The sequence below is a fragment of the Dysgonomonas sp. 25 genome (assembly GCF_010501075.1).
In the GTDB taxonomy this organism is placed as follows: Bacteria; Bacteroidota; Bacteroidia; order Bacteroidales; family Dysgonomonadaceae; genus Dysgonomonas.
The window spans coordinates 221,248-240,034 of the sequence record NZ_QVMN01000002.1 but is presented as its reverse complement, the minus strand read 5'-3'; the positions used below and the strand labels follow the sequence as shown (position 1 = coordinate 240,034).

Sequence of the window (18,787 nt, the reverse complement as noted above, 5' to 3'; positions counted from 1 at the left end):
GAAATATTTTTTAGTCCCGACGGATTATTATAATCAATCTCTTTGTAGTACCTTTGCAAAAATTTTACTCTATGACAGAAACGATATTAAGGGTCACCTTAGTACAATTGGACATTATCTGGGAAAACAAAGCTGCGAATATCGACAAAGTACATGCTTTTATCAAAGAAAAGGCAGCTGTCACCGATTTGTTTGTCCTGCCTGAAATGTTCTCTACCGGATTTTCGATGAACAGCCACGCACTGGCAGAATCGAACGAAGGTAATACGGTAAATAAACTGAAGCATTGGGCTAAAGAATACAGCGTAGCCATTTGCGGAAGCTTCATCGCCGAAGATGGCGGTGAATACTACAATAGAGGATTTTTTATTACACCGGAAGCCAGCCATTTTTATGATAAACGTCACCTTTTTCGAATGGGCGAAGAAGCAAACTACTTTTCGGCTGGAAATAAACGCTTAATCGTTGAACATAAAGGCTTCAATATTTGTTTGTTAATATGTTACGATTTACGATTTCCCGTATGGGCACGTAACGTAGACAATGAGTACGATTTACTTGTTTATGCAGCAAACTGGCCCGAATCCAGAAGCAAGGTATGGAACACTTTGCTCGAGGCAAGAGCTATCGAAAACATGTGTTACGTTTGCGGAGTAAACAGAAGTGGAACGGATGGTAACAAGCTGAAATATAAAGGAGAATCTAAATTAATCGACTTCAAAGGGAACATTTTAGATGCATCAGATGCAGATGAGACAGCAACAACGGTTGCTATATCGAAAGACAAGCTTACCGATTTCAGGAGTAAGTTTCCGGCATGGAGAGATGCCGACAAGTTTAAACTAATTTATTAATTATACTAATTGCTTTAAAAAGAAAGTTATGAAAAAGTTATTCTTTTCTGCTACAATATTGGTAGCGACATTAACTATGATTTTGGGTATGCAAAGCTGCACAACACCAATAGACAAGACCAAGCTCGAAGGTTATTGGGTATTGACCCAACTAAACGGGGAGGATGCTAAAGAGGCCTTCAAAGGTCCTATTCCTACACTCGAATTCAACTTCGCAGATTCTACAATTGCCGGTTCGGGAAGTTGCAACAGATATTTCGGCAAATTCTTTATCGACGCCGAGAATAAATTGGTTACTCCTCCTTTAGCTTCTACCATGAAGATGTGTATCCATGCTAACAAGGAAGGCGACTTCTTAAAGGCATTAGGCGACACAGCTACTATGTCGGTTGAGAATGGTGTATTGACTTTTACTAAAAACAACAAAGTCTCTTTGCAATTCGTGCAGGGAGAGAAAGAAGTTGCTCAAAAGGAAATGCAGCCCGTAACAATGGAAAATCTTGCAGGTAAATGGAATCTGGTTTCTATTGGCGAGGTGAATGTTTCAGAAATGTTCAAAGACAAAACACCTTTCGTGGAAATCTCGGCAGAAGGTGCTGTCACCGGAAATGCCGGTTGTAACAATTTCCGCTCGAAAGTGGATATTACAAACAATAACACATTGACATTCGGCCCTGCCATATCTACCAAGATGGCTTGTCCGAACATGGATGGCGAAACGTTGTTCTTGTCATTCCTTTCTAATCCTATAGAAGCGACTATCGACGGCGATGCTTTATCTTTCTCGCAAGGTGGAAGCATTGTGCTTGTATTCACAAAGTCAAAGTAAGATAACTAAAAAGCACTTATTCCTTATGTTTGGAATAAGTGCCTTTTTTATTAAGAAGACTACTATTTAATAATATAGATCTAATAATTGCTTATTCGTAGATTATCTAATTCTTTGTTTATCTTTTTGTTCTCTTCTTGAAGATCTTTTATTTCCTTCTGTTGTTCTATCATATACAAAGTTAACTCCTCTATCTTTTGAAGAAGTTTAGCTTGCATTTCACCCACATCAATTCCGTTTTCCAACACTTCTTTTTCAGATGGTATATTCGGAAGATGATTATGTCTATTGATATATGATTCTACCTCTTTCAAACTGGGTAACCTATAGTTATTATCAAAAACAAAATCTGACCATCCTGTTAGCTCAATTTTTACCTCTTTCGCCCGTATTGTTCCATTAACATCTAATTGAGTACTTCTTATAGCTCCTAACACGTCTAATTTAGTATTAGGATAGGATGTTCCTATACCTATTTTCCCATCAGATGTTATAACTAATCGAGGATGGTATTCTGTAGCTCCTTTGGGGGCTGTACAAAACTCTAAAGTACCTCCATCAGCACGATACCTGCTCAGCATTAAACATTTTTCTATATATGGATCTGTTGTATTTGCATATCGAAAAGCAATTTCACCATATGCTCCTGTAGTTTTATTTAGATGCAGATACAATTGAGATAAAGTATTGTGATATACTTTTCCAAGCTCAATATATCGCCCATATAGGGTTAAGTTTCCCGAAGAGTTATTATCTCCATTATTATTCCATTGCGCAAAAATTGAAGTGGAAAATAAAACGAAAATACAGATAAAAAATAATTTTTTCATTGTTTTAGATTTTTAGTTTAATATAGCCATAATCTATCTATAAATAGGATTTAGTTTTAGTAAAAAAATAAAGCAGACCATAGAATTGTCTGCTTTCAGCGGAAAGGAAGAGATTCGAACTCTCGATACGGTTACCCGTATACATGCTTTCCAGGCATGCCTCTTCAACCACTCGAGCACCTTTCCAGTCCTTTACGGTTGTAGCGGATGCAAAGTTAACAGATATTTTGGAATGGGCAAGAGCGAAAAGGAATAAGTAGAGCACATATTTATCCTCTGTCCGAAGTCTCTTTATCTAAGTTGATAATATCAGTGGCTTCTTCCACTTCGCAATCAGTGGCTTCTACAGGAGTTTCGTTTTCATCCTCCTGCATAACACTTTTCTTTACTTCTTCGAAAGCATTCGTATCTTTTCCGGTTTCTTCTTTCGTCTCTTTTTTCATATCTTATTGTATTTGGTTTATTTTCTACTTAAATAAACAACAAAAAGACAGATTAAGTTCTCCGCTTCCTTTAATTAGAGTAACTACACAGCGAAGCCTAAATAAGAAAGCACGCCCTTTAAGCGTGCTTACCTCGTGACTCTGGCGGGAATCGAACCCACATCAAAGGAACCGGAATCCTCCATTTTATCCATTAAACTACAGAGCCGTCATTTTCACAAGCACAAAAGTATAAAATAATTCCCAGTTTTATACAAAAAACCGTATTTTTGACGGAGAATACTTTTACATAATTAACGATTCACTTTATATATAATTATGGACGTAAGAATTGACGAGAGCTGGAAAGCCCAGCTTGCCGAAGAGTTTGAGAAAGTATATTTCCAGCATTTGGTGAAATTTATACATGAAGAATACCGCTCAAAGAAGATATTCCCTCCGGCTAAACTCATATTCAATGCGTTCGACCATACACCTTTCGACAAAGTAAAAGTCGTTATCCTCGGACAAGATCCCTATCACAACGACGGACAGGCACACGGATTGGCTTTCTCCGTAAATGAAGGCGTACAAGTGCCTCCGTCATTAGTCAATATCTACAAAGAGATAAACCAAGAATTCGGCACACCTATCCCACAATCGGGAAACCTCATCCGCTGGGCAGATCAAGGCGTGTTGCTGCTGAATGCAACCCTCACCGTAGAAGCGCACAAGGCCGGTTCTCATCAGGGACGCGGCTGGGAGACATTCACCGATGCAGCCATACGTCAACTGGCAAAAAACGGCGAACATATCGTATTCATGCTATGGGGCTCATATGCCCAAAAGAAGACGGCATTTATCGATCCGAATAAGCATCTGATACTGGCTTCGCCGCATCCATCCCCACTATCAGTACATCGCGGATTCTTGGGGAACAATCACTTCAAATTAGCGAACGAATACCTCGAATCAAAAGGACTGACACCTATCGAGTGGTAAGAATAAAGGCCGGAAAATGTTTTCCGGCCTCTCTATTTCATTCTATCCAAAGACAGATTAAGATATCCGAATCGATTTTCCAATCCTCAGCACCGAAGTCGATTTCATCCCGTTCAGGCGGCAAAGCTGCGAAACGGTTGTTCCGTACTTACGGGCAATACCACCTAAAGTATCTCCGCTCTTTATACGGTGATAGGCCATTCCGCCCGAAGTATATTTGTTCGGAGCTTTCGGATCATATGTGCGGTATTTCGAACCGTAATAATTGAAGGTCGAAGGAGTTATCGTGTAACTATCCTTGTGGCATACCTTGTTGTTGAAGTCGATTATTTCGCGCGGGTCCATGTGCTTTCCTAAGTAGCGGACTTCGAAGTGCAAATGCGAACCGAACGAACGTCCGGTGTTTCCTCCCAACCCAATAGGCTGCCCTGATTTAACTACATCATCTACATTGGCCAGGAACTTAGAAAGGTGTCCATAAACTGTTTCCAAGCCATTCGGATGTCTCAATACGAGATAGTAACCATATCCACGGCGTTCGTATTGACGTACACGGATTTTCCCGTCGAAAGCGGCATATATCGTATCGCCTGTCTGCACTTTTATATCCATACCGTAATGCATACGGCGACGGCGCATCCCGAACGGCGAAGTTACATGCCCCATGGCAGGCATAGTGAAACCTGACAGGTCGACATCGAACGTGTCGGGCGATTGTTTCAGAATATCATTATATGCAGCAACCTTATTACTCACCCAGATACCACCGTAAAGGTCTTCCGCCGGAATCTCGTCAGCCGCTAAAACACGCTGCTCACGCACTTCTTTCAACAACGAAAGGTCACGTTTGATTTTGATACCATCGGCAAAGAGGTGCTGTTGTGATGTCACTATATTGCTGTGGCGCTGTTTGTATTCAAATTCGATAGCCCTGCTATCTTTCGTCTCGTCTCCGGCTCCATCTTGTGCAAACGCCGGCGCTGCCAATAATAGAGCGACCGTCACAGGTAGAAACCGTCGTAATAATGTCTTTCTCGTTTTGTTGTTCTTGTTAAATTTCATCTTCTGAGTATAAATTGGATTCTACTGATAACGTATATTCGTAGATCTCTGTTTCTTTAAAAAATCGTTTCAATTCGACTTTGGCTGACTGTGCCGAATCGGAAGCATGCACAATATTCTCTTGCATACTCACCGAGAAATCGCCCCTGATAGTTCCGGCTGATGCGTCGCGCCCGTTCGTCACGCCTATCAGGCGGCGCACAACATTGGCAACATCCTTCCCTGCCCAACACTGGACAACGACCGGAATGGATTTCATCGAATTTTTGACACATTGAAAAAACGGTTTATCTTTGAGATGGGCATAATGTTCATCCAAAACAGCATCATCGAGCTGAACCATTTTCATACCTGCCAGACGCAAGCCTTTCTGCTCGAAACGTGAGATAACTGCCCCCATCAATCCGCGTTGAATACAAGATGGTTTAAGTATCACCAATGTTTTTTCTGTCATAAAATTATTTTTACCCAACAAAATAAACGACGTTATTTTGAAAATATTTTTGCAAATATACTATAATTATTCTAAATAACAGGTCTTTAAAAATCTTAAAAAAGCTCATCAGACCTATATCTAAAGAATGTTTATCAGCATAATAGCATGTTAAATACAGTTATTTTAGTTAATAACAGCGTTCGGCATTTCGCTGTAAGCAACAAAAGTGTCATCTATTTTTTACTACTTAACCACGAAAGTTGCAAAGCATTTCTTTACAGGGCTGATATGGCTGTCAAGTTCTGTCAAAAACCTTACTTCACTGATAATCAACCAAAATTTAGTTAAAACTTGACACTCTTGACAGATTTGACGCGATACAGTGTTTTTTTTCCACCCCCTCCAACCTCCCCCACAAGGGGAGGCTACCTATATAGATAAAGCTTCTTGTAACTCGTAACTTGTAACTGCCCGTAGGGCGAAGTAACTCGTAACTAATAAACTTGTCTACTCTTCAACTTATAGATAAAATTAAAAGAATAATAAAACAAACAATTCCCAAAACTCCCAAAAGTTATCTACCTTTGTTCCTATTCCTTACTTTTTTCGCTAAAATCAACTAAAACAAGCACTTGCTTGTTTACACAACAAAAGGATGAGAAAAATTATCCACATCGATATGGACGCCTTCTATGCTTCGATAGAGCAGCGCGACAATGAAGCTTACCGGGGCAAGGCATTAGCCGTGGGCTATTCCGGCCCCCGCGGAGTAGTTGCTGCCGCCAGCTACGAAGCACGCCGTTATGGCGTGCGGTCGGCCATGTCGTCGCAAATGGCTTTGCGAAAATGCCCACATTTGATTTTTGTCCCTGCCCGGTTCGATGTCTACCGGGACATTTCGCGACAAATAATGGAAATTTTCCACGAATACACCGACTTAGTCGAACCCCTGTCTCTGGACGAAGCCTTTCTGGATGTAACGGAAAATCACAAAGGCATCCCCTCAGCCACACAAATAGCACAGGAAATAAAAGCCCGCATACTGGAACAGACCAACTTAACAGCCTCCGCCGGTGTATCATACAACAAATTTCTGGCAAAAATAGCCTCCGACTACCAGAAGCCCGACGGACTATTCGTCATTCGCCCGAAGGCTGCCGAACGCTTTATCGAGACACTCGCCGTAGAGCAATTCTTCGGCGTGGGAAAGGTAACAGCCCAATACATGCACCAGATGGGCATACGCACGGGACTCGACCTGAAAATGCGGACAGAGCAGGAATTAGTCGCTCATTTCGGCAAAGCCGGGCATATATATTACCAGAACGCGCGGGGAATCGACGAACGGGCAGTAGAGCCGTTCCGCATACGCAAATCGCTGGGCGCGGAAACGACATTCGAACGGGACATCGACATTTTCGACGAATTGAGCTTCGAACTGCAAGCCATCGCCAAAGAGGTGATAGAGCGCGTCGGCAAAAAAGATTTTAAAGGGCGCACCGTCACGTTGAAAATCAAATATGCCGATTTCAAAATCATCACCCGCAGCAAAACACTCCCTTATCCGGTAGAAGATTACGACACACTATACCAGACAGGCGTCGAATTGCTCGCGCAAGTAGACATTACACCCAAAGTGCGGCTGATAGGATTGACCGTAAAGAGAAATGACGAAACCGACTGGAACGACGCTATTCAATTGACTATAGATTTCGACTTTAGTTGAATTTTTGCTTGTCTTTTCCTTACAATATCGGATAAAGTATATATTTTTGCATTGTTATGAATCTGAAAAAGAAATCAGAGTGCGGAAACAGGGATAAACATGTTACTTTTTCACTGAACGAAAAGGAATATGCGCTTATCGAATCTTATATCCGCAAATATCGCATCGAGAATCGTTCCCGCTGGTTCAGGGAAACGATAATCAGTTTCATATTAAAGAATCTGGAGCAGGACCACCCTACGCTCTTTGACGAAAACGAAATGCGCCGATGAGCAATATCCTGAACGATGAATACTTTATGCAGCAGGCATTGCAGGAAGCCCAAAAAGCTTTCGACAAAGGCGAAATTCCCGTGGGCGCCATAATAGTCTGTCAAGACAGGATAATAGCGAGGGCACACAACCTGACGGAAACGCTCAACGACGTTACGGCGCACGCCGAAATTCAGGCAATCACGGCAGCAGCAGACGTTCTCGGGGGCAAATACCTGACCGATTGCACCTTGTACGTTACATTAGAACCATGCCCGATGTGCGCTGGAGGATTGGCTTGGGCACAACTTCCGGCTCTTGTATTCGGGGCAAGTGACGAAAAACGCGGATATTCGACATTCAAACCCAATTTGCTGCATCCGCGCACACAGATAAAAAGAGGAATACTCGAAGAAGAATGTGCCCGTCTGATGAAAGACTTTTTTCGGGCAAAACGCTAACAATATTAATTTAACGTAATTTAACATAATTTCAAAGCAGCAATTTACCCTATACCGCATCTTATCTATATCAAGACAAAATTGCTCGCAACAGAATTAGGGAATTCATTATTCATCATTATGAAAAATTTGAGAATTATAGCTCTGGCATTTGCTTTGTTGGCAAGTGGATATATTTTTAATTCATGCTCCGACGATGCAGAGTTTTCATTAGATAAGCGAGCCGAAAATATTGCGACTGTTCTTGAGACGGGCGAAACAGGGGTTTACGCCTTTCGTATCGGGGATTCGACAAAACTGGTCGTTGCCGCAAATAATATACCGGACATCACGCCTGAATATTCACGGGTAAAGATAAACTATACTCTACTCGGCTGGCTCGAAGAAAGGAACGGATATTATATAAAACTGAACGGCATGAAGGATATCCTGACAAAGGAAATCCAGACAATCGACCAAGGCAGTCCCATAACGATGGATAACGATCCGGTGGAAGTGAATGAAATAAGCGTGAGCGATGGGTATCTCAACGTCACATACACTTTCCCATACGGCTCGCAATCGACGCACGAAGTGGAATTGTATAGGAGAAGGTCTGTTTTGGGATCACCACAGACTGATAACAAAGTCGGGTTAGAGTTTTATCACGATGCCGGAAGTGATACGGACAGATGGAAAAAGACGGAAACTGTTTGTTTCGACCTCAACTCGCTGTTCTTCCAATTGCAGACGAATGATGTAGTGACATTGAACGTCAAATTTAAAACTCCGGACGGAGAAAGAACATACCAAATCAAATATAAACCATAACAATCATAATAACTCAATTATTTATTGAGATACTTAAGTAATACTTTTGAATACTTTATTGATATTCTTTTTTGATTTCCTTTCAGGGAGAGAATGTTCGTGAGAACACTCTCTCCCGCAATTTTAAATAAGCAGGAATTTTCTACCCGAAATTGTCGCATATTCCTTAAAAATGATGTATTTTTGTTTGGTTTGGCAATATTGATTCTTCAATATCCTATTGCCGCTCATTTATATGATATTTTGATAAATGGATAAATCAAAATTGCAAGAGCAAGTAAAAGCAGAATTTACCGGCTACCTCACCATGCATAAGCATCGTAAGACGCCGGAAAGGTTTGCTATATTAGAACATATTTATCAGATATCAGGTCATTTCGATATGGATACCCTTTTCAATTCCATGAAGAATTCGAATTTCAGGGTAAGCCGCGCAACCCTCTACAATACGATAGAATTACTGCTCGACTCGGGATTGGTCGTCAAACACCAGTTCGGGGCGAATGTTTCGCAATATGAGCGGGCGTACGGCAATGAGAATCACGACCATTTTATCTGCCTGAACTGCCGCGAAGTGAAGGAATACAAAAACAGCAACCTGTTTACGCCTGCTCAGCAGAAACGTTTCCAGCGCTTTCAGGTCAGCTATTACAGCCTGTACATTTATGGCATATGCAACAAATGCCAGCGTGCCAAAAAGGCTGAACTCAAGAAAAATAAGAATTTAGATAATAATAATCTCCGAACAAAAAAGAAATGAAAATAGATGTACTTTTAGGCCTGCAATGGGGTGACGAAGGTAAAGGTAAAATTGTGGACGTCCTGACTCCCGAATATGAAATAGTAGCTCGTTTTCAAGGAGGGCCGAATGCCGGTCACACCCTCGAATTCGAAGGACAGAAATATGTCCTCCGCTCCGTTCCGTCCGGCATATTTCAGGAAGGAAGCGTAAATATCATCGGGAACGGTGTCGTTTTAGACCCTGCCCTGTTCAAAGGCGAAGTAGAAGCACTGGAAGCTTCGGGACACGATTTGAAGAAACGCCTGCTGATATCTAAAAAAGCACATCTCATTCTGCCGACACACCGTTTGCTCGATTCTTGCTACGAGCAAGCCAAAGGCGATTCTAAGATAGGTACCACCGGAAAGGGTATCGGTCCTACTTACACCGAGAAAATCGGGCGTAGCGGTCTTCGCGTTGGCGATATTCTGGAAGGAATAGAAGAAAAATATGAGCGCGTAAAAGCTTCGCATATGCAAGTGCTGCAACAATATAAATTCGATGCATCTGCTTTACCTGCCATCGAAAAAGAATGGTTCGAGGGAATAAAGAAGTTGAGAGAATTTGAGTTCATCGATAGCGAATACTACCTGAACAATGCACTCAAAAACAATAAGAAAATCCTTGCCGAAGGCGCACAAGGAACAATGCTCGACATTGATTTCGGTTCATATCCGTTTGTTACTTCATCCAATACCATTACGGCCGGAGCGTGTATCGGCTTAGGGGTATCTCCCCGAAGTGTCGGTGATGTATACGGCATCTTCAAAGCTTATTGCACACGCGTAGGAAGTGGCCCTTTCCCGACCGAGTTGCACGACGAAACGGGAGACGAGTTGCGCGAAAGAGGCTTCGAGTTCGGCTCGGTGACAGGACGTCCGCGCCGTTGCGGATGGCTCGACCTGGTTGCTTTGCGATATGCCATCATGCTGGACGGAGTAACACAGCTTATCATGATGAAAAGCGACGTCTTGGATACATTCGAAAAGATAAAAGTATGTGTTGCTTACGAGATAAACGGCAAAAGAGTAGACGAAGTGCCTTACAACCTCGAGGATAATGTGACGCCCGTATATGAAGAATTGTCAGGCTGGAATACCGACATGACAAAAGTGCGTTCGGAGAGCGAATTCACAGAACCTTTCGCGGCATATATACGTTTTATAGAGGAGAAATTAGGCGTTCCAATCCGCATCGTTTCATTAGGTCCGGACAGGGAACAGACAATTATCAGATAATAAAAGCACTTTTACCCGATACAGAAGTGCCAATCGTTTCAATTGGCACTTTCTTTGTTATAAGGTATATAGGTTTAACTTAAAAGAGAAGATATATGTATTTAGGATGGGTAATATTCGGTTTGATTGCGATACTTAGCTTTATCGTATCCAACACGCTGAAAAGCAAGTTTAAGAAGTACTCGCAGATTCCGCTCACCAATGGTATGACGGGACGCGACGTAGCCCTCAAGATGCTTCACGACAACGGCATCTACGATGTGCAGGTGATTTCGACCAACGGAAGCCTCACCGACCACTACAATCCGACGAACAAAACCGTCAACCTGAGCGAAGACGTTTATGCATCGAACAGTGTGGCAGCGGCAGCCGTTGCGGCGCACGAATGCGGGCATGCCGTACAACATGCGTATGGATATGCTCCGTTGAAGTTCCGGTCGGCTATCGTACCCGTGGTGAGTTTCGCCTCCAATATAGTGATGATTGTTTTATTGGCAGGGGTATTCCTTATCAACGTATTTCCTTCGCTGATATGGGTTGGGATAGGCTTGTTCGCCCTGACAACTTTCTTCAGCATCATAACACTGCCTGTCGAAATCAATGCCAGTTCGAGAGCGTTGGCATGGCTGAATCATGCAGGCATCACGACAGACAATAACTATCCGATGGCTAAGGATGCCCTCAAATGGGCGGCTTACACATACGTAGTTGCGGCGCTCGGCTCATTAGCTACGTTGTTCTATTACATCATGATAGCGCTTAGCGGAAGCAGAAGATAGAAAATCAGTTACGAGTTACGAATTACAAGTTACGAGGAAACAATTTCGAGACAAGGCACTATGTCCAATAAAAAAGCCTCTCCCTATTCAGGAGAGGTTTTCTTATATTCGATTTGCTACTTGTAACTCGTAACTGCCCGTAGGGCACGGTAACTTGTAACTACTCTTAGTATGTCCGTTGAAGTATCCACCAGTCGTTGAACGGAATACCATATTTAGCACGCAACGTTTCGGTATCCCCTTTGGCATAGAAATCCGATAATATCTGGTTTTTCTTCGCTACGGCTTCATCTTTGGTATCGGCACTCGCAATGATAACGCGGAACATGCCCGATTCGTTCTTCGCCAGGATAACCTTATAGCCTTCGGCTTCGATACGTTTCTTCAACGATTCGGCATTCGGTTTCATACCCATAGCGGCAATAACCACATTATAAGCCTTCAAGCCCGATGCATCGCTGTCGTATACCGGAGTAATCTTTTCTTTACGCACCGATTCGCTCGAAGATGTATTATCATAAGCATAAGCTGGCGCAACAGGCGTATCGCTATCTTCTACCGTAACCGAAGATTGCTTGTTCTCGTCCATTTCGCGCTCTTTAGCTGCTTCATATACTTGTTTATAAGCACTCTGCTTCGGCTTACATGAACCGAACAACAGCAAACTTGCTACTACCAATCCTAATCCTACGTATTTCTTATTCATATCAATTAGTTATTTATTTCTTCAACTACAAATATAACGCTTTGTTTATTAAGTTAAAACGGATAAGCCTGCTAAATAGTTTATTTCTATCGGCTTATTTTATCATTTCGAATCCCGTATAAGGCACTAAGGCTTTCGGTATGCGAATACCTTCGGGCGTCTGATGGTTTTCCAACAAAGCGGCAACAATACGCGGAAGCGCCAACGCGCTACCATTGAGCGTATGCACCAGTTCCGTCTTTTTGTCGGCAGTACGGTAACGGCATTTCAAGCGGTTAGCCTGATAGCTTTCGAAATTGGAAACCGAACTCACCTCGAGCCAACGTTGCTGGGCGGCCGAGAATACTTCGAAATCAAATGTCAATGCCGATGTGAAACTCATATCGCCACCGCAGAGACGAAGAATGCGCCAAGGTAATTCCAAGTCGCTGACCAACGATTCTACATGTGCAACCATCTCTTTGAGCGATTCGTAAGAATGTTCCGGCTTGTCGATGCGTACAATCTCTACTTTGTCGAACTGATGCAGGCGGTTCAAGCCGCGCACATCTTTTCCGTACGAACCGGCTTCGCGACGGAAACACGCCGAGTAAGCGGTATTCATCACCGGCAGGTCTTTTTCTTCGAGGATAACATCGCGGTAGATATTGGTCACAGGCACTTCGGCTGTCGGTATCAGGTACAAATCATCCAGTACGGCATGATACATCTGCCCTTCTTTGTCGGGTAACTGTCCCGTTCCATATCCCGAAGCGGCATTCACCACATAAGGCGGTTGTACTTCCAGATAGCCGGCTTCGCGGGCGCGGTCGAGGAAGAAGTTTATCAATGCGCGCTGCAAGCGTGCGCCCATCCCTTTGTAAACAGGGAATCCTGCTCCTGTTATCTTCACCCCTAACTCGAAGTCGATAAGGTCGTATTTCTTTGCCAGTTCCCAGTGTGGCAGAGCATTTTCGCCTAATTCGGGAACGACACCACCTGTTTTTTCCACTACATTGTCCTCGGCAACCTTGCCTTCGGGTACGCTATCGTGCGGCAGGTTAGGGATAAGCACGAGCATATCCTGCAAATCCTGTTCTGCCTGACGTAGGGTATCTTCGAGCATTTTGGTGCTTTCTTTCATTTCGGCAACACGCGATTTGGCTATTTCAGCTTCGCTCTTTTTGCCTTCTTTCATCAACGCCCCGATTTCTTTCGAGAGCTTATTTTGTTCAGCCAGATTATTATCCAATTCCGTTTGCGTCTGTTTGCGGATTTTATCCGCTTCGAGTACACGGGCTATAATTTCTTTTCCGTCGAAATGCTTCTTCGCCAAGCGGCGGATAACCTCTTCGGGGTTTTGGCTGATGGTTTTCAATGTCAACATACATCTGTTATTTTAGTCTCGCACAAAGTTATTAAAATAACCCGAAAGCCCGATAAAAAAAGTCCCCGAAATATATTGGGGGACTCTTGTGTTTCATTCCTCCCCCTCTTATGGAGGGGGCTGGGGGGAGGTGAGTTAGTCTTTTTTGCAGCGGACGGAGAATAAGCTCCTTCGAGAAGGATTATACCGCTCCACTTCAGCTCCGGAAGAAATAAAACCCCGGTCCCACGCATCCTGATTATTGATACTGCTTGCTGACCACAACATAGAGCTGGTACCGTAACTATACGTTCTACCAAAAGCATAACCTGAGAGATAAAGTTCAAAGCCTCCTTGTAGTGCAGAAAGGCTTTTTCCTCCGGTAGCGTCTGTGCTGCCCAATAATTTGCACTCGCTTAACATCGCAAGACCATGACCGTTAGCGGTTCCAGCGCCACGATAGCCATACGCCGGAGAAGAAGAAGAAAAACCGGATTCCCAGCTTTTATCCCAGTTGACCGGAAGAATTGCATCGCTTGCCGTATATTGGCTGTAAATTGTAGGATTATTGTATATTTCCTTTTCCAGTTCATTCAGTTCGCGATCGCTCGGGAGATGCCATCCGGCAGGGCAAATACCTTGTATTTTCCCATCTTTCGCGCCCGGACTTGTTTCAAACTTTGTCTCCACTTCATCATTCCCCGGAGCACTCGGACTGGCAGAGAACTGCCCCTGATTTATCGTAGAAGTATTCTCACCATTAGTCGCCCCCATCCAGTTATATAAAATACCGGCCCGGGTATCCCATTCGGCTGCTGCTGTGGTTGGATTGTAAATAATACCTCCTAATCCCCCTCCACTCATGGGATAACACCAGCATTTACCCGAATAACCAGTTGTATGAGTATAATCAGCTGCAGTAGGTATGTATCGGAGGTTCTCCAACATCCAATCGCCGGCAGCACCAAAAGTACGTGCCATGTATATTTCATTATCCCGAGCATCAGTGAAGGTGTATACATCTGGAGAAGGTTCAGGCTTTTTACCTAAAAATTGCCACTCTGCTCCATCGAAAACATATAGCCCCTCATAAATAGGTTCAGGCTGAGCACAACGGTCAACTTTAGTATTATATACAGCTAATGCTGTATGATCATTCAATGCCCAGTTTCCTGTTCCACCGATAGAAGCAGATAACTCGGTGGGAGTAGTCGGTTTCAAGTTGGTTAATTCCACACAGGGCATACCCAAGCCTTTGCTTGTAGTAGCACCTTGACTTAGTTCGAGTATTGCTCCTGCAACAGGCGGTGTGGTGTCGCCGATTTTCACTTGTGCATATAAGCCTACTGTTGTTGATGTTAAGGCTATAAGTAGAATAGCCCATGTTAAAGTTCTTTTCATAATAATATCAATTTGAAGATTTGTAAATTCTTTATAGCTGTTAGCCCATTAGCTGATAGAATAGCGTTGTCATGCTGAGCGAAAGCGAAATATCTCATCCCATTAATTGAAAGAGATGCCTCCTGCCGTCGGCATGACAAAGTATATTGATTTCCCCCTTCGGGGGATTGAGGGGGCCTGCTGTTAACTGAAAAACCCCGCTCCTCCTCACGGAGAAGACGGGATGAATTAGGGGTTTTACCCCTGACATTAACACAAGCATTCGGGCACCCCCTCCCTGCCTCCCCCACGAGGGGAGGAGATAGGAAAAGAGTATATGTTTTTACTCCCCCTCTGTTGGAGGGGGACGGGGGGAGGTGACTTTTTCTCCTAAAACCTTGGATTATTCCGAAATATTCATTATATTTCGTGTGTGTGTGTGTGTGTGTGTACAGAAATATGACAGATTATAGAATTAATAATCAGCATATTAATATAATATTCAATATATTTATTATTATTCGTATACATATGTTATGAATAGGAATCCACAACAAAGGAACGAATTATTATTCGTTTTTCCAAAAAAATCAGTACCTCAATGTAATCCGAAAATCATATTGGCAAGAATAATTGCCAAGACAAGAATAGTGATGCCCGTATATAAATAGTCCTTCTCTATGAGAAAAGCGAATACAGAGACCGCTACACGCATAACAGGCGTCGCGATAAGCACACATACCCCGAACTGCACAATAGCCGCTCCATCGAACTGCAAAAGGCGCGGAAAGATGGTCGACAGCTCCCGCAGATAATGAGAAACGCCAAAGGCCTCGTTCGGCACATCGGTAGCACGGTAGATAGCGCTACTGTCGCCACTATGCTGAAGGATATATACAATCCCCCCGAAAACGGTTATACCGCAGGCCAACATCACGCCGTAACGCAGCAATTTCCCGATAAGGATTTCCATATCCCTCTCCGCCCAGAATGCTTTTGTAAATATCTTCATAGCCTTACAATTTTCCGGTTATACCATTATACATCATCGACAGCGCAAGGAAGAATATTACTACGCTAAAGAGCAGGCGCAACTTCCGCACATTCGCCTTAGGCAATATCTTGGAACCGATAAATGCGCCCAACAACACCCCGACTACAATCGGGAATGCCAGTCCGGGATCGATATATCCACGCTGCAAGTAAACTACGGCACTTGCGGCCGCCGTCACTCCTACCATAAAATTACTGGTTGTAGTAGACACTTTGAAGGGAATCTTCATTGCCGTATCCATGGCTAATACTTTCAATGCTCCCGAACCGATTCCGAGCAAACCGGAAACAACTCCGGCCACCGTCATCAACAGATATCCGATTACGACATTGTGCACTTTATAATGCACCGTTTCCCCGTTCTGAGGATACGAACCGTTCAATTTAAGGACTTCTCCCAGCTTGTCGCCCTTAGCAGCGGGATCGGCATCGACATTTTTCTTAGAGACTGAACGGACAGCCGAAAATATCAAAACGACACCGAATATGATAGCAATATACATCTTGTCCAGATACATGGCCACCAAAGCTCCTATTACAGCGCCTGTGGTAGTGGCAATCTCGAGGAACATACCGATGCGCACATTGGTGATTCCTTCTTTTATATAAGCAGCTGCCGCTCCCGACGAACTGGCGATGGAGGTTACCAGAGCCGCCCCGATGGCATAGCGCATGTCCACACCAAAGCCCAATGTCAGCAAGGGAATAACAACTACTCCCCCACCCAACCCGGTGAGAGAACCCAGAAAGCCCGCCAAACAGGCTCCCAAAAACAAAATAATGGTAAATACCTCAATGCTAAAATCCATTTCCTTCTATAAAATATTCAGTTTACAAAGATAGCGCTTACTTTCCATTCCAATTCAAGGAAACAAGGGAAATAAGACGCACAAAAGGTTATATAAAAATAACAATCAGAAGAAGAAAAAGATTTATAAACAATTTGATATTTATTCATATTTATTTATACATTTGTAATAGGCTATAAACCTTTTAAACTTATCATATCATGAAAATAGATAACATTTTGTCATCGCTCGAAGCCAAACATCCCGGCGAAAGTGAATATCTGCAAGCTGTAAAAGAAGTGCTTGTTTCGATAGAAGAAGTATATAACGAGCATCCCGAGTTTGAAAAGCACCGCATTATAGAGCGCCTTGTCGAACCGGACAGGATTTTCACGTTCAAAGTGCCGTGGGTAGACGACCAAGGGCAGATACAGGTCAATATCGGCTATCGTGTGCAATTCAACAATACAATAGGCCCATACAAAGGAGGTATACGCTTCCATGCGTCGGTCAATTTGTCATCGCTCAAATTCCTCGGATTCGAGCAAACTTTTAAGAATGCCCTGACTACCCTTCCGATGGGAGGTGCCAAAGGTGGCTCCGATTTCAGCCCGAAAGGCAAATCGAGTGCCGAAATTATGCGTTTCTGCCAGGCTTTTATGCTGGAATTGTGGCGGAATATCGGCCCCGACACGGACGTTCCTGCCGGAGATATCGGTGTAGGAGCGCGCGAAATAGGCTATCTATATGGTATGTATAAGAAATTGGCGCGCGAAAATACAGGAACTTTCACCGGAAAGGGCTTGGAATACGGCGGTTCGCTCGTTCGCCCCGAAGCTACTGGATATGGGGCATTGTATTTCGTAAACGAGATACTGAAAGCTAAAAATATCGATATTAAAGGTAAGACCATTGCTATTTCGGGATTCGGAAACGTTGCCTGGGGTGCTGCCCTCAAAGCTGTCGAGCTTGGAGGAAAAGTGGTTACTATATCCGGCCCTGACGGCTATATCTATGATGCGGACGGTATATCGGGCGAGAAAATAGACTATATGCTCGAACTGCGCAATTCCGGCGAGGATATCGTTGCGCCTTATGCAGAAAAATATCCTAACAGCAAGTTCTTTGCAGGCAAAAAGCCTTGGGAACAAAAGGTAGACATCGCGCTCCCTTGTGCTATACAGAATGAACTGAATAAGCAGGATGCAGAGTTGCTGGTTTCGAATAGCGTGACTTGTGTAGCCGAAGTATCGAATATGGGATGTACAGCCGAGGCTGTAGACTATTTCATCGAAAAGAAGATATTATTTGCTCCGGGAAAAGCTGTCAACGCGGGTGGTGTAGCAACTTCCGGGTTGGAAATGAGCCAGAATGCAATGCACATACAATGGTCTGCCGAAGAGGTGGATAGCCGTTTACATCAGATTATGATAAATATTCACCAGCAGTGCATCGAACATGGGAAGGAGAAAGATGGGTATATAAACTATGTAAAAGGTGCTAATATAGCCGGCTTTATGAAGGTGGCACGGGCAATGATCGCTCAAGGAGTTATTTAATCAAGGAAACTCAATAGTAGTATATAAAAAAAGAGACATTATAAAATGTCTCTTTTTTATTCGATATATTCGATTTTTTACTCTTTTTTAAAAATTCTTCCTCTTAGATATCGATACACTACGATATATAAAGTAAAGTATCAATATAAGTGCAACTACTATAGGCGTTACTTCTCCGATTGGTGCTCCAACGTGTTCACCACCCATTAGCCAATCTTCTCCGAAAAGGTTATCATAATCCCCCCAACTCGATCTGAGACCAAAGGCTTCGAAGTGCATTGACATAGGCGCAGTTGAACGTTCGGTGTTATTCTGAAGAAGGAAACTCTGTTTTTCTGCTTCCAAGTAAGAAGTTGATGGCAACTCTCCTCCCTCACTCGCCATGATTGAAGAACCTCCGAAAGCGGCTCCAAAGAGAGTCATCACAAATACCAATATAATAATTCTATTTTTCATCTATTCTTGTTTTCTAAAA

General features: G+C 43.3%; 21 protein-coding genes and 2 tRNA genes. 11 read left to right on the top strand and 12 right to left on the bottom strand.

Features of this window, described 5'->3' with window-relative positions; translation table 11 throughout:
* Positions 1-71: 71 nt before the first annotated feature.
* Complete coding sequence (locus D0T66_RS04200) at positions 72-854, top strand: amidohydrolase (protein ID WP_163355925.1); 783 nt, start codon at positions 72-74, stop codon at positions 852-854.
* Positions 855-882: 28 nt separating this feature from the next.
* The gene (locus tag D0T66_RS04195) at positions 883-1,683 is read left to right on the top strand and encodes an META domain-containing protein (protein WP_163355923.1); all 801 of its coding nucleotides are present in this window, start codon (positions 883-885) and stop codon (positions 1,681-1,683) included.
* A gap of 80 nt (positions 1,684-1,763) precedes the next feature.
* Here the strand turns inward: D0T66_RS04195 and D0T66_RS04190 are convergent, their stop codons facing one another.
* From D0T66_RS04190 to D0T66_RS04175, 4 genes are all read right to left on the bottom strand, one after another.
* Positions 1,764-2,513, bottom strand: coding sequence for a hypothetical protein (locus D0T66_RS04190; RefSeq protein WP_163355921.1), 750 nt, complete (start codon positions 2,511-2,513; stop codon positions 1,764-1,766).
* Positions 2,514-2,612: 99 nt separating this feature from the next.
* A tRNA-Ser gene (locus D0T66_RS04185) sits at positions 2,613-2,699 on the bottom strand.
* 83 nt (positions 2,700-2,782) lie between these two features.
* Positions 2,783-2,956: a hypothetical protein gene (locus D0T66_RS04180; protein ID WP_163355919.1), complete on the bottom strand. Its 174-nt coding sequence runs from the start codon at positions 2,954-2,956 to the stop codon at positions 2,783-2,785.
* A gap of 136 nt (positions 2,957-3,092) precedes the next feature.
* Positions 3,093-3,164, bottom strand: a tRNA-Arg gene (locus tag D0T66_RS04175).
* Positions 3,165-3,274: 110 nt separating this feature from the next.
* On the opposite strand from D0T66_RS04175, the gene ung reads away from it, so the two are divergent.
* Positions 3,275-3,937, top strand: a complete 663-nt coding sequence (gene ung / locus D0T66_RS04170) for a uracil-DNA glycosylase (protein ID WP_163355917.1) — start codon at positions 3,275-3,277, stop codon at positions 3,935-3,937.
* Between the two features lie 57 nt (positions 3,938-3,994).
* Here the strand turns inward: ung and D0T66_RS04165 are convergent, their stop codons facing one another.
* Positions 3,995-4,999 carry a M23 family metallopeptidase gene (locus tag D0T66_RS04165; RefSeq protein ID WP_163355915.1) on the bottom strand — a complete coding sequence of 335 codons (1,005 nt, stop codon included), beginning with the start codon at positions 4,997-4,999 and terminating at the stop codon, positions 3,995-3,997.
* Entirely contained in the window at positions 4,989-5,453 is a 465-nt protein-coding gene (gene ndk / locus D0T66_RS04160; protein WP_163355913.1) for a nucleoside-diphosphate kinase, read from the bottom strand. The genes D0T66_RS04165 and ndk overlap by 11 nt, the downstream gene beginning before the upstream one ends.
* A 637-nt stretch (positions 5,454-6,090) precedes the next feature.
* On the opposite strand from ndk, the gene dinB reads away from it, so the two are divergent.
* The 7 genes from dinB to D0T66_RS04125 all read left to right on the top strand — a co-directional run bounded on the left by dinB (position 6,091) and on the right by D0T66_RS04125 (position 11,481).
* Entirely contained in the window at positions 6,091-7,161 is a 1,071-nt protein-coding gene (dinB, locus tag D0T66_RS04155; RefSeq protein WP_163355911.1) for a DNA polymerase IV, read from the top strand.
* Positions 7,162-7,217: 56 nt separating this feature from the next.
* Positions 7,218-7,433 (top strand): hypothetical protein, encoded by a 216-nt coding sequence (locus tag D0T66_RS04150; protein WP_163355909.1) that lies wholly within the window; start codon positions 7,218-7,220, stop codon positions 7,431-7,433.
* A gap of 5 nt (positions 7,434-7,438) precedes the next feature.
* On the top strand, positions 7,439-7,873 hold the full coding sequence (locus D0T66_RS04145; RefSeq protein ID WP_163356270.1) for a nucleoside deaminase: 435 nt from the start codon (positions 7,439-7,441) through the stop codon (positions 7,871-7,873).
* A gap of 120 nt (positions 7,874-7,993) precedes the next feature.
* Complete coding sequence (locus D0T66_RS04140) at positions 7,994-8,683, top strand: NigD-like C-terminal domain-containing protein (protein WP_163355907.1); 690 nt, start codon at positions 7,994-7,996, stop codon at positions 8,681-8,683.
* A gap of 250 nt (positions 8,684-8,933) precedes the next feature.
* Positions 8,934-9,443 (top strand): Fur family transcriptional regulator, encoded by a 510-nt coding sequence (locus D0T66_RS04135; protein WP_163355905.1) that lies wholly within the window; start codon positions 8,934-8,936, stop codon positions 9,441-9,443.
* Positions 9,440-10,702 (top strand): adenylosuccinate synthase, encoded by a 1,263-nt coding sequence (locus D0T66_RS04130; protein WP_163355903.1) that lies wholly within the window; start codon positions 9,440-9,442, stop codon positions 10,700-10,702. The genes D0T66_RS04135 and D0T66_RS04130 overlap by 4 nt, the downstream gene beginning before the upstream one ends.
* Before the next feature lie 95 nt (positions 10,703-10,797).
* Complete coding sequence (locus D0T66_RS04125) at positions 10,798-11,481, top strand: zinc metallopeptidase (protein ID WP_163355900.1); 684 nt, start codon at positions 10,798-10,800, stop codon at positions 11,479-11,481.
* A 166-nt stretch (positions 11,482-11,647) separates the two neighbouring features.
* Here D0T66_RS04125 and D0T66_RS04120 read toward each other — a convergent pair whose 3' ends face one another.
* From D0T66_RS04120 to D0T66_RS04100, 5 genes are all read right to left on the bottom strand, one after another.
* Positions 11,648-12,187, bottom strand: coding sequence for an SPOR domain-containing protein (locus D0T66_RS04120; protein WP_163355898.1), 540 nt, complete (start codon positions 12,185-12,187; stop codon positions 11,648-11,650).
* Positions 12,188-12,281: 94 nt separating this feature from the next.
* Positions 12,282-13,553, bottom strand: a complete 1,272-nt coding sequence (gene serS / locus D0T66_RS04115; protein WP_163355896.1) for a serine--tRNA ligase — start codon at positions 13,551-13,553, stop codon at positions 12,282-12,284.
* Positions 13,554-13,688: 135 nt separating this feature from the next.
* Complete coding sequence (locus tag D0T66_RS04110) at positions 13,689-14,933, bottom strand: FISUMP domain-containing protein (protein ID WP_163355894.1); 1,245 nt, start codon at positions 14,931-14,933, stop codon at positions 13,689-13,691.
* A 577-nt stretch (positions 14,934-15,510) separates the two neighbouring features.
* Positions 15,511-15,924, bottom strand: a complete 414-nt coding sequence (locus D0T66_RS04105) for a DUF1634 domain-containing protein (RefSeq protein WP_163355892.1) — start codon at positions 15,922-15,924, stop codon at positions 15,511-15,513.
* Positions 15,925-15,928: 4 nt separating this feature from the next.
* On the bottom strand, positions 15,929-16,774 hold the full coding sequence (locus D0T66_RS04100) for a sulfite exporter TauE/SafE family protein (RefSeq protein WP_163355890.1): 846 nt from the start codon (positions 16,772-16,774) through the stop codon (positions 15,929-15,931).
* Between the two features lie 200 nt (positions 16,775-16,974).
* Here D0T66_RS04100 and gdhA point away from each other — a divergent pair, with 200 nt between their 5' ends.
* A complete protein-coding gene (gdhA, locus tag D0T66_RS04095) occupies positions 16,975-18,312 on the top strand; it encodes an NADP-specific glutamate dehydrogenase (RefSeq protein WP_163355888.1) in 1,338 nt (445 codons plus the stop codon).
* Positions 18,313-18,399: 87 nt separating this feature from the next.
* Here the strand turns inward: gdhA and D0T66_RS04090 are convergent, their stop codons facing one another.
* Entirely contained in the window at positions 18,400-18,768 is a 369-nt protein-coding gene (locus tag D0T66_RS04090; RefSeq protein ID WP_163355886.1) for a hypothetical protein, read from the bottom strand.
* Positions 18,769-18,787 lie beyond the last annotated feature (19 nt).

Excerpts from the sequence above, each read along its gene's own strand:
- D0T66_RS04200 (WP_163355925.1), top strand. The coding sequence starts at position 72 with ATGACAGAAACGATATTAAGGGTCACCTTAGTACAATTGGACATTATC.
- D0T66_RS04190 (WP_163355921.1), bottom strand. The coding sequence starts at position 2,513 with ATGAAAAAATTATTTTTTATCTGTATTTTCGTTTTATTTTCCACTTCA.
- gdhA (WP_163355888.1), top strand. The coding sequence starts at position 16,975 with ATGAAAATAGATAACATTTTGTCATCGCTCGAAGCCAAACATCCCGGC.
- D0T66_RS04100 (WP_163355890.1), bottom strand. The coding sequence starts at position 16,774 with ATGGATTTTAGCATTGAGGTATTTACCATTATTTTGTTTTTGGGAGCC.
- dinB (WP_163355911.1), top strand. The coding sequence starts at position 6,091 with ATGAGAAAAATTATCCACATCGATATGGACGCCTTCTATGCTTCGATA.
- D0T66_RS04165 (WP_163355915.1), bottom strand. The coding sequence starts at position 4,999 with ATGAAATTTAACAAGAACAACAAAACGAGAAAGACATTATTACGACGG.
- D0T66_RS04110 (WP_163355894.1), bottom strand. The coding sequence starts at position 14,933 with ATGAAAAGAACTTTAACATGGGCTATTCTACTTATAGCCTTAACATCA.
- D0T66_RS04130 (WP_163355903.1), top strand. The coding sequence starts at position 9,440 with ATGAAAATAGATGTACTTTTAGGCCTGCAATGGGGTGACGAAGGTAAA.
- ndk (WP_163355913.1), bottom strand. The coding sequence starts at position 5,453 with ATGACAGAAAAAACATTGGTGATACTTAAACCATCTTGTATTCAACGC.
- D0T66_RS04125 (WP_163355900.1), top strand. The coding sequence starts at position 10,798 with ATGTATTTAGGATGGGTAATATTCGGTTTGATTGCGATACTTAGCTTT.
- D0T66_RS04120 (WP_163355898.1), bottom strand. The coding sequence starts at position 12,187 with ATGAATAAGAAATACGTAGGATTAGGATTGGTAGTAGCAAGTTTGCTG.
- D0T66_RS04150 (WP_163355909.1), top strand. The coding sequence starts at position 7,218 with ATGAATCTGAAAAAGAAATCAGAGTGCGGAAACAGGGATAAACATGTT.
- D0T66_RS04135 (WP_163355905.1), top strand. The coding sequence starts at position 8,934 with ATGGATAAATCAAAATTGCAAGAGCAAGTAAAAGCAGAATTTACCGGC.
- serS (WP_163355896.1), bottom strand. The coding sequence starts at position 13,553 with ATGTTGACATTGAAAACCATCAGCCAAAACCCCGAAGAGGTTATCCGC.
- D0T66_RS04105 (WP_163355892.1), bottom strand. The coding sequence starts at position 15,924 with ATGAAGATATTTACAAAAGCATTCTGGGCGGAGAGGGATATGGAAATC.
- ung (WP_163355917.1), top strand. The coding sequence starts at position 3,275 with ATGGACGTAAGAATTGACGAGAGCTGGAAAGCCCAGCTTGCCGAAGAG.
- D0T66_RS04195 (WP_163355923.1), top strand. The coding sequence starts at position 883 with ATGAAAAAGTTATTCTTTTCTGCTACAATATTGGTAGCGACATTAACT.
- D0T66_RS04090 (WP_163355886.1), bottom strand. The coding sequence starts at position 18,768 with ATGAAAAATAGAATTATTATATTGGTATTTGTGATGACTCTCTTTGGA.
- D0T66_RS04180 (WP_163355919.1), bottom strand. The coding sequence starts at position 2,956 with ATGAAAAAAGAGACGAAAGAAGAAACCGGAAAAGATACGAATGCTTTC.
- D0T66_RS04140 (WP_163355907.1), top strand. The coding sequence starts at position 7,994 with ATGAAAAATTTGAGAATTATAGCTCTGGCATTTGCTTTGTTGGCAAGT.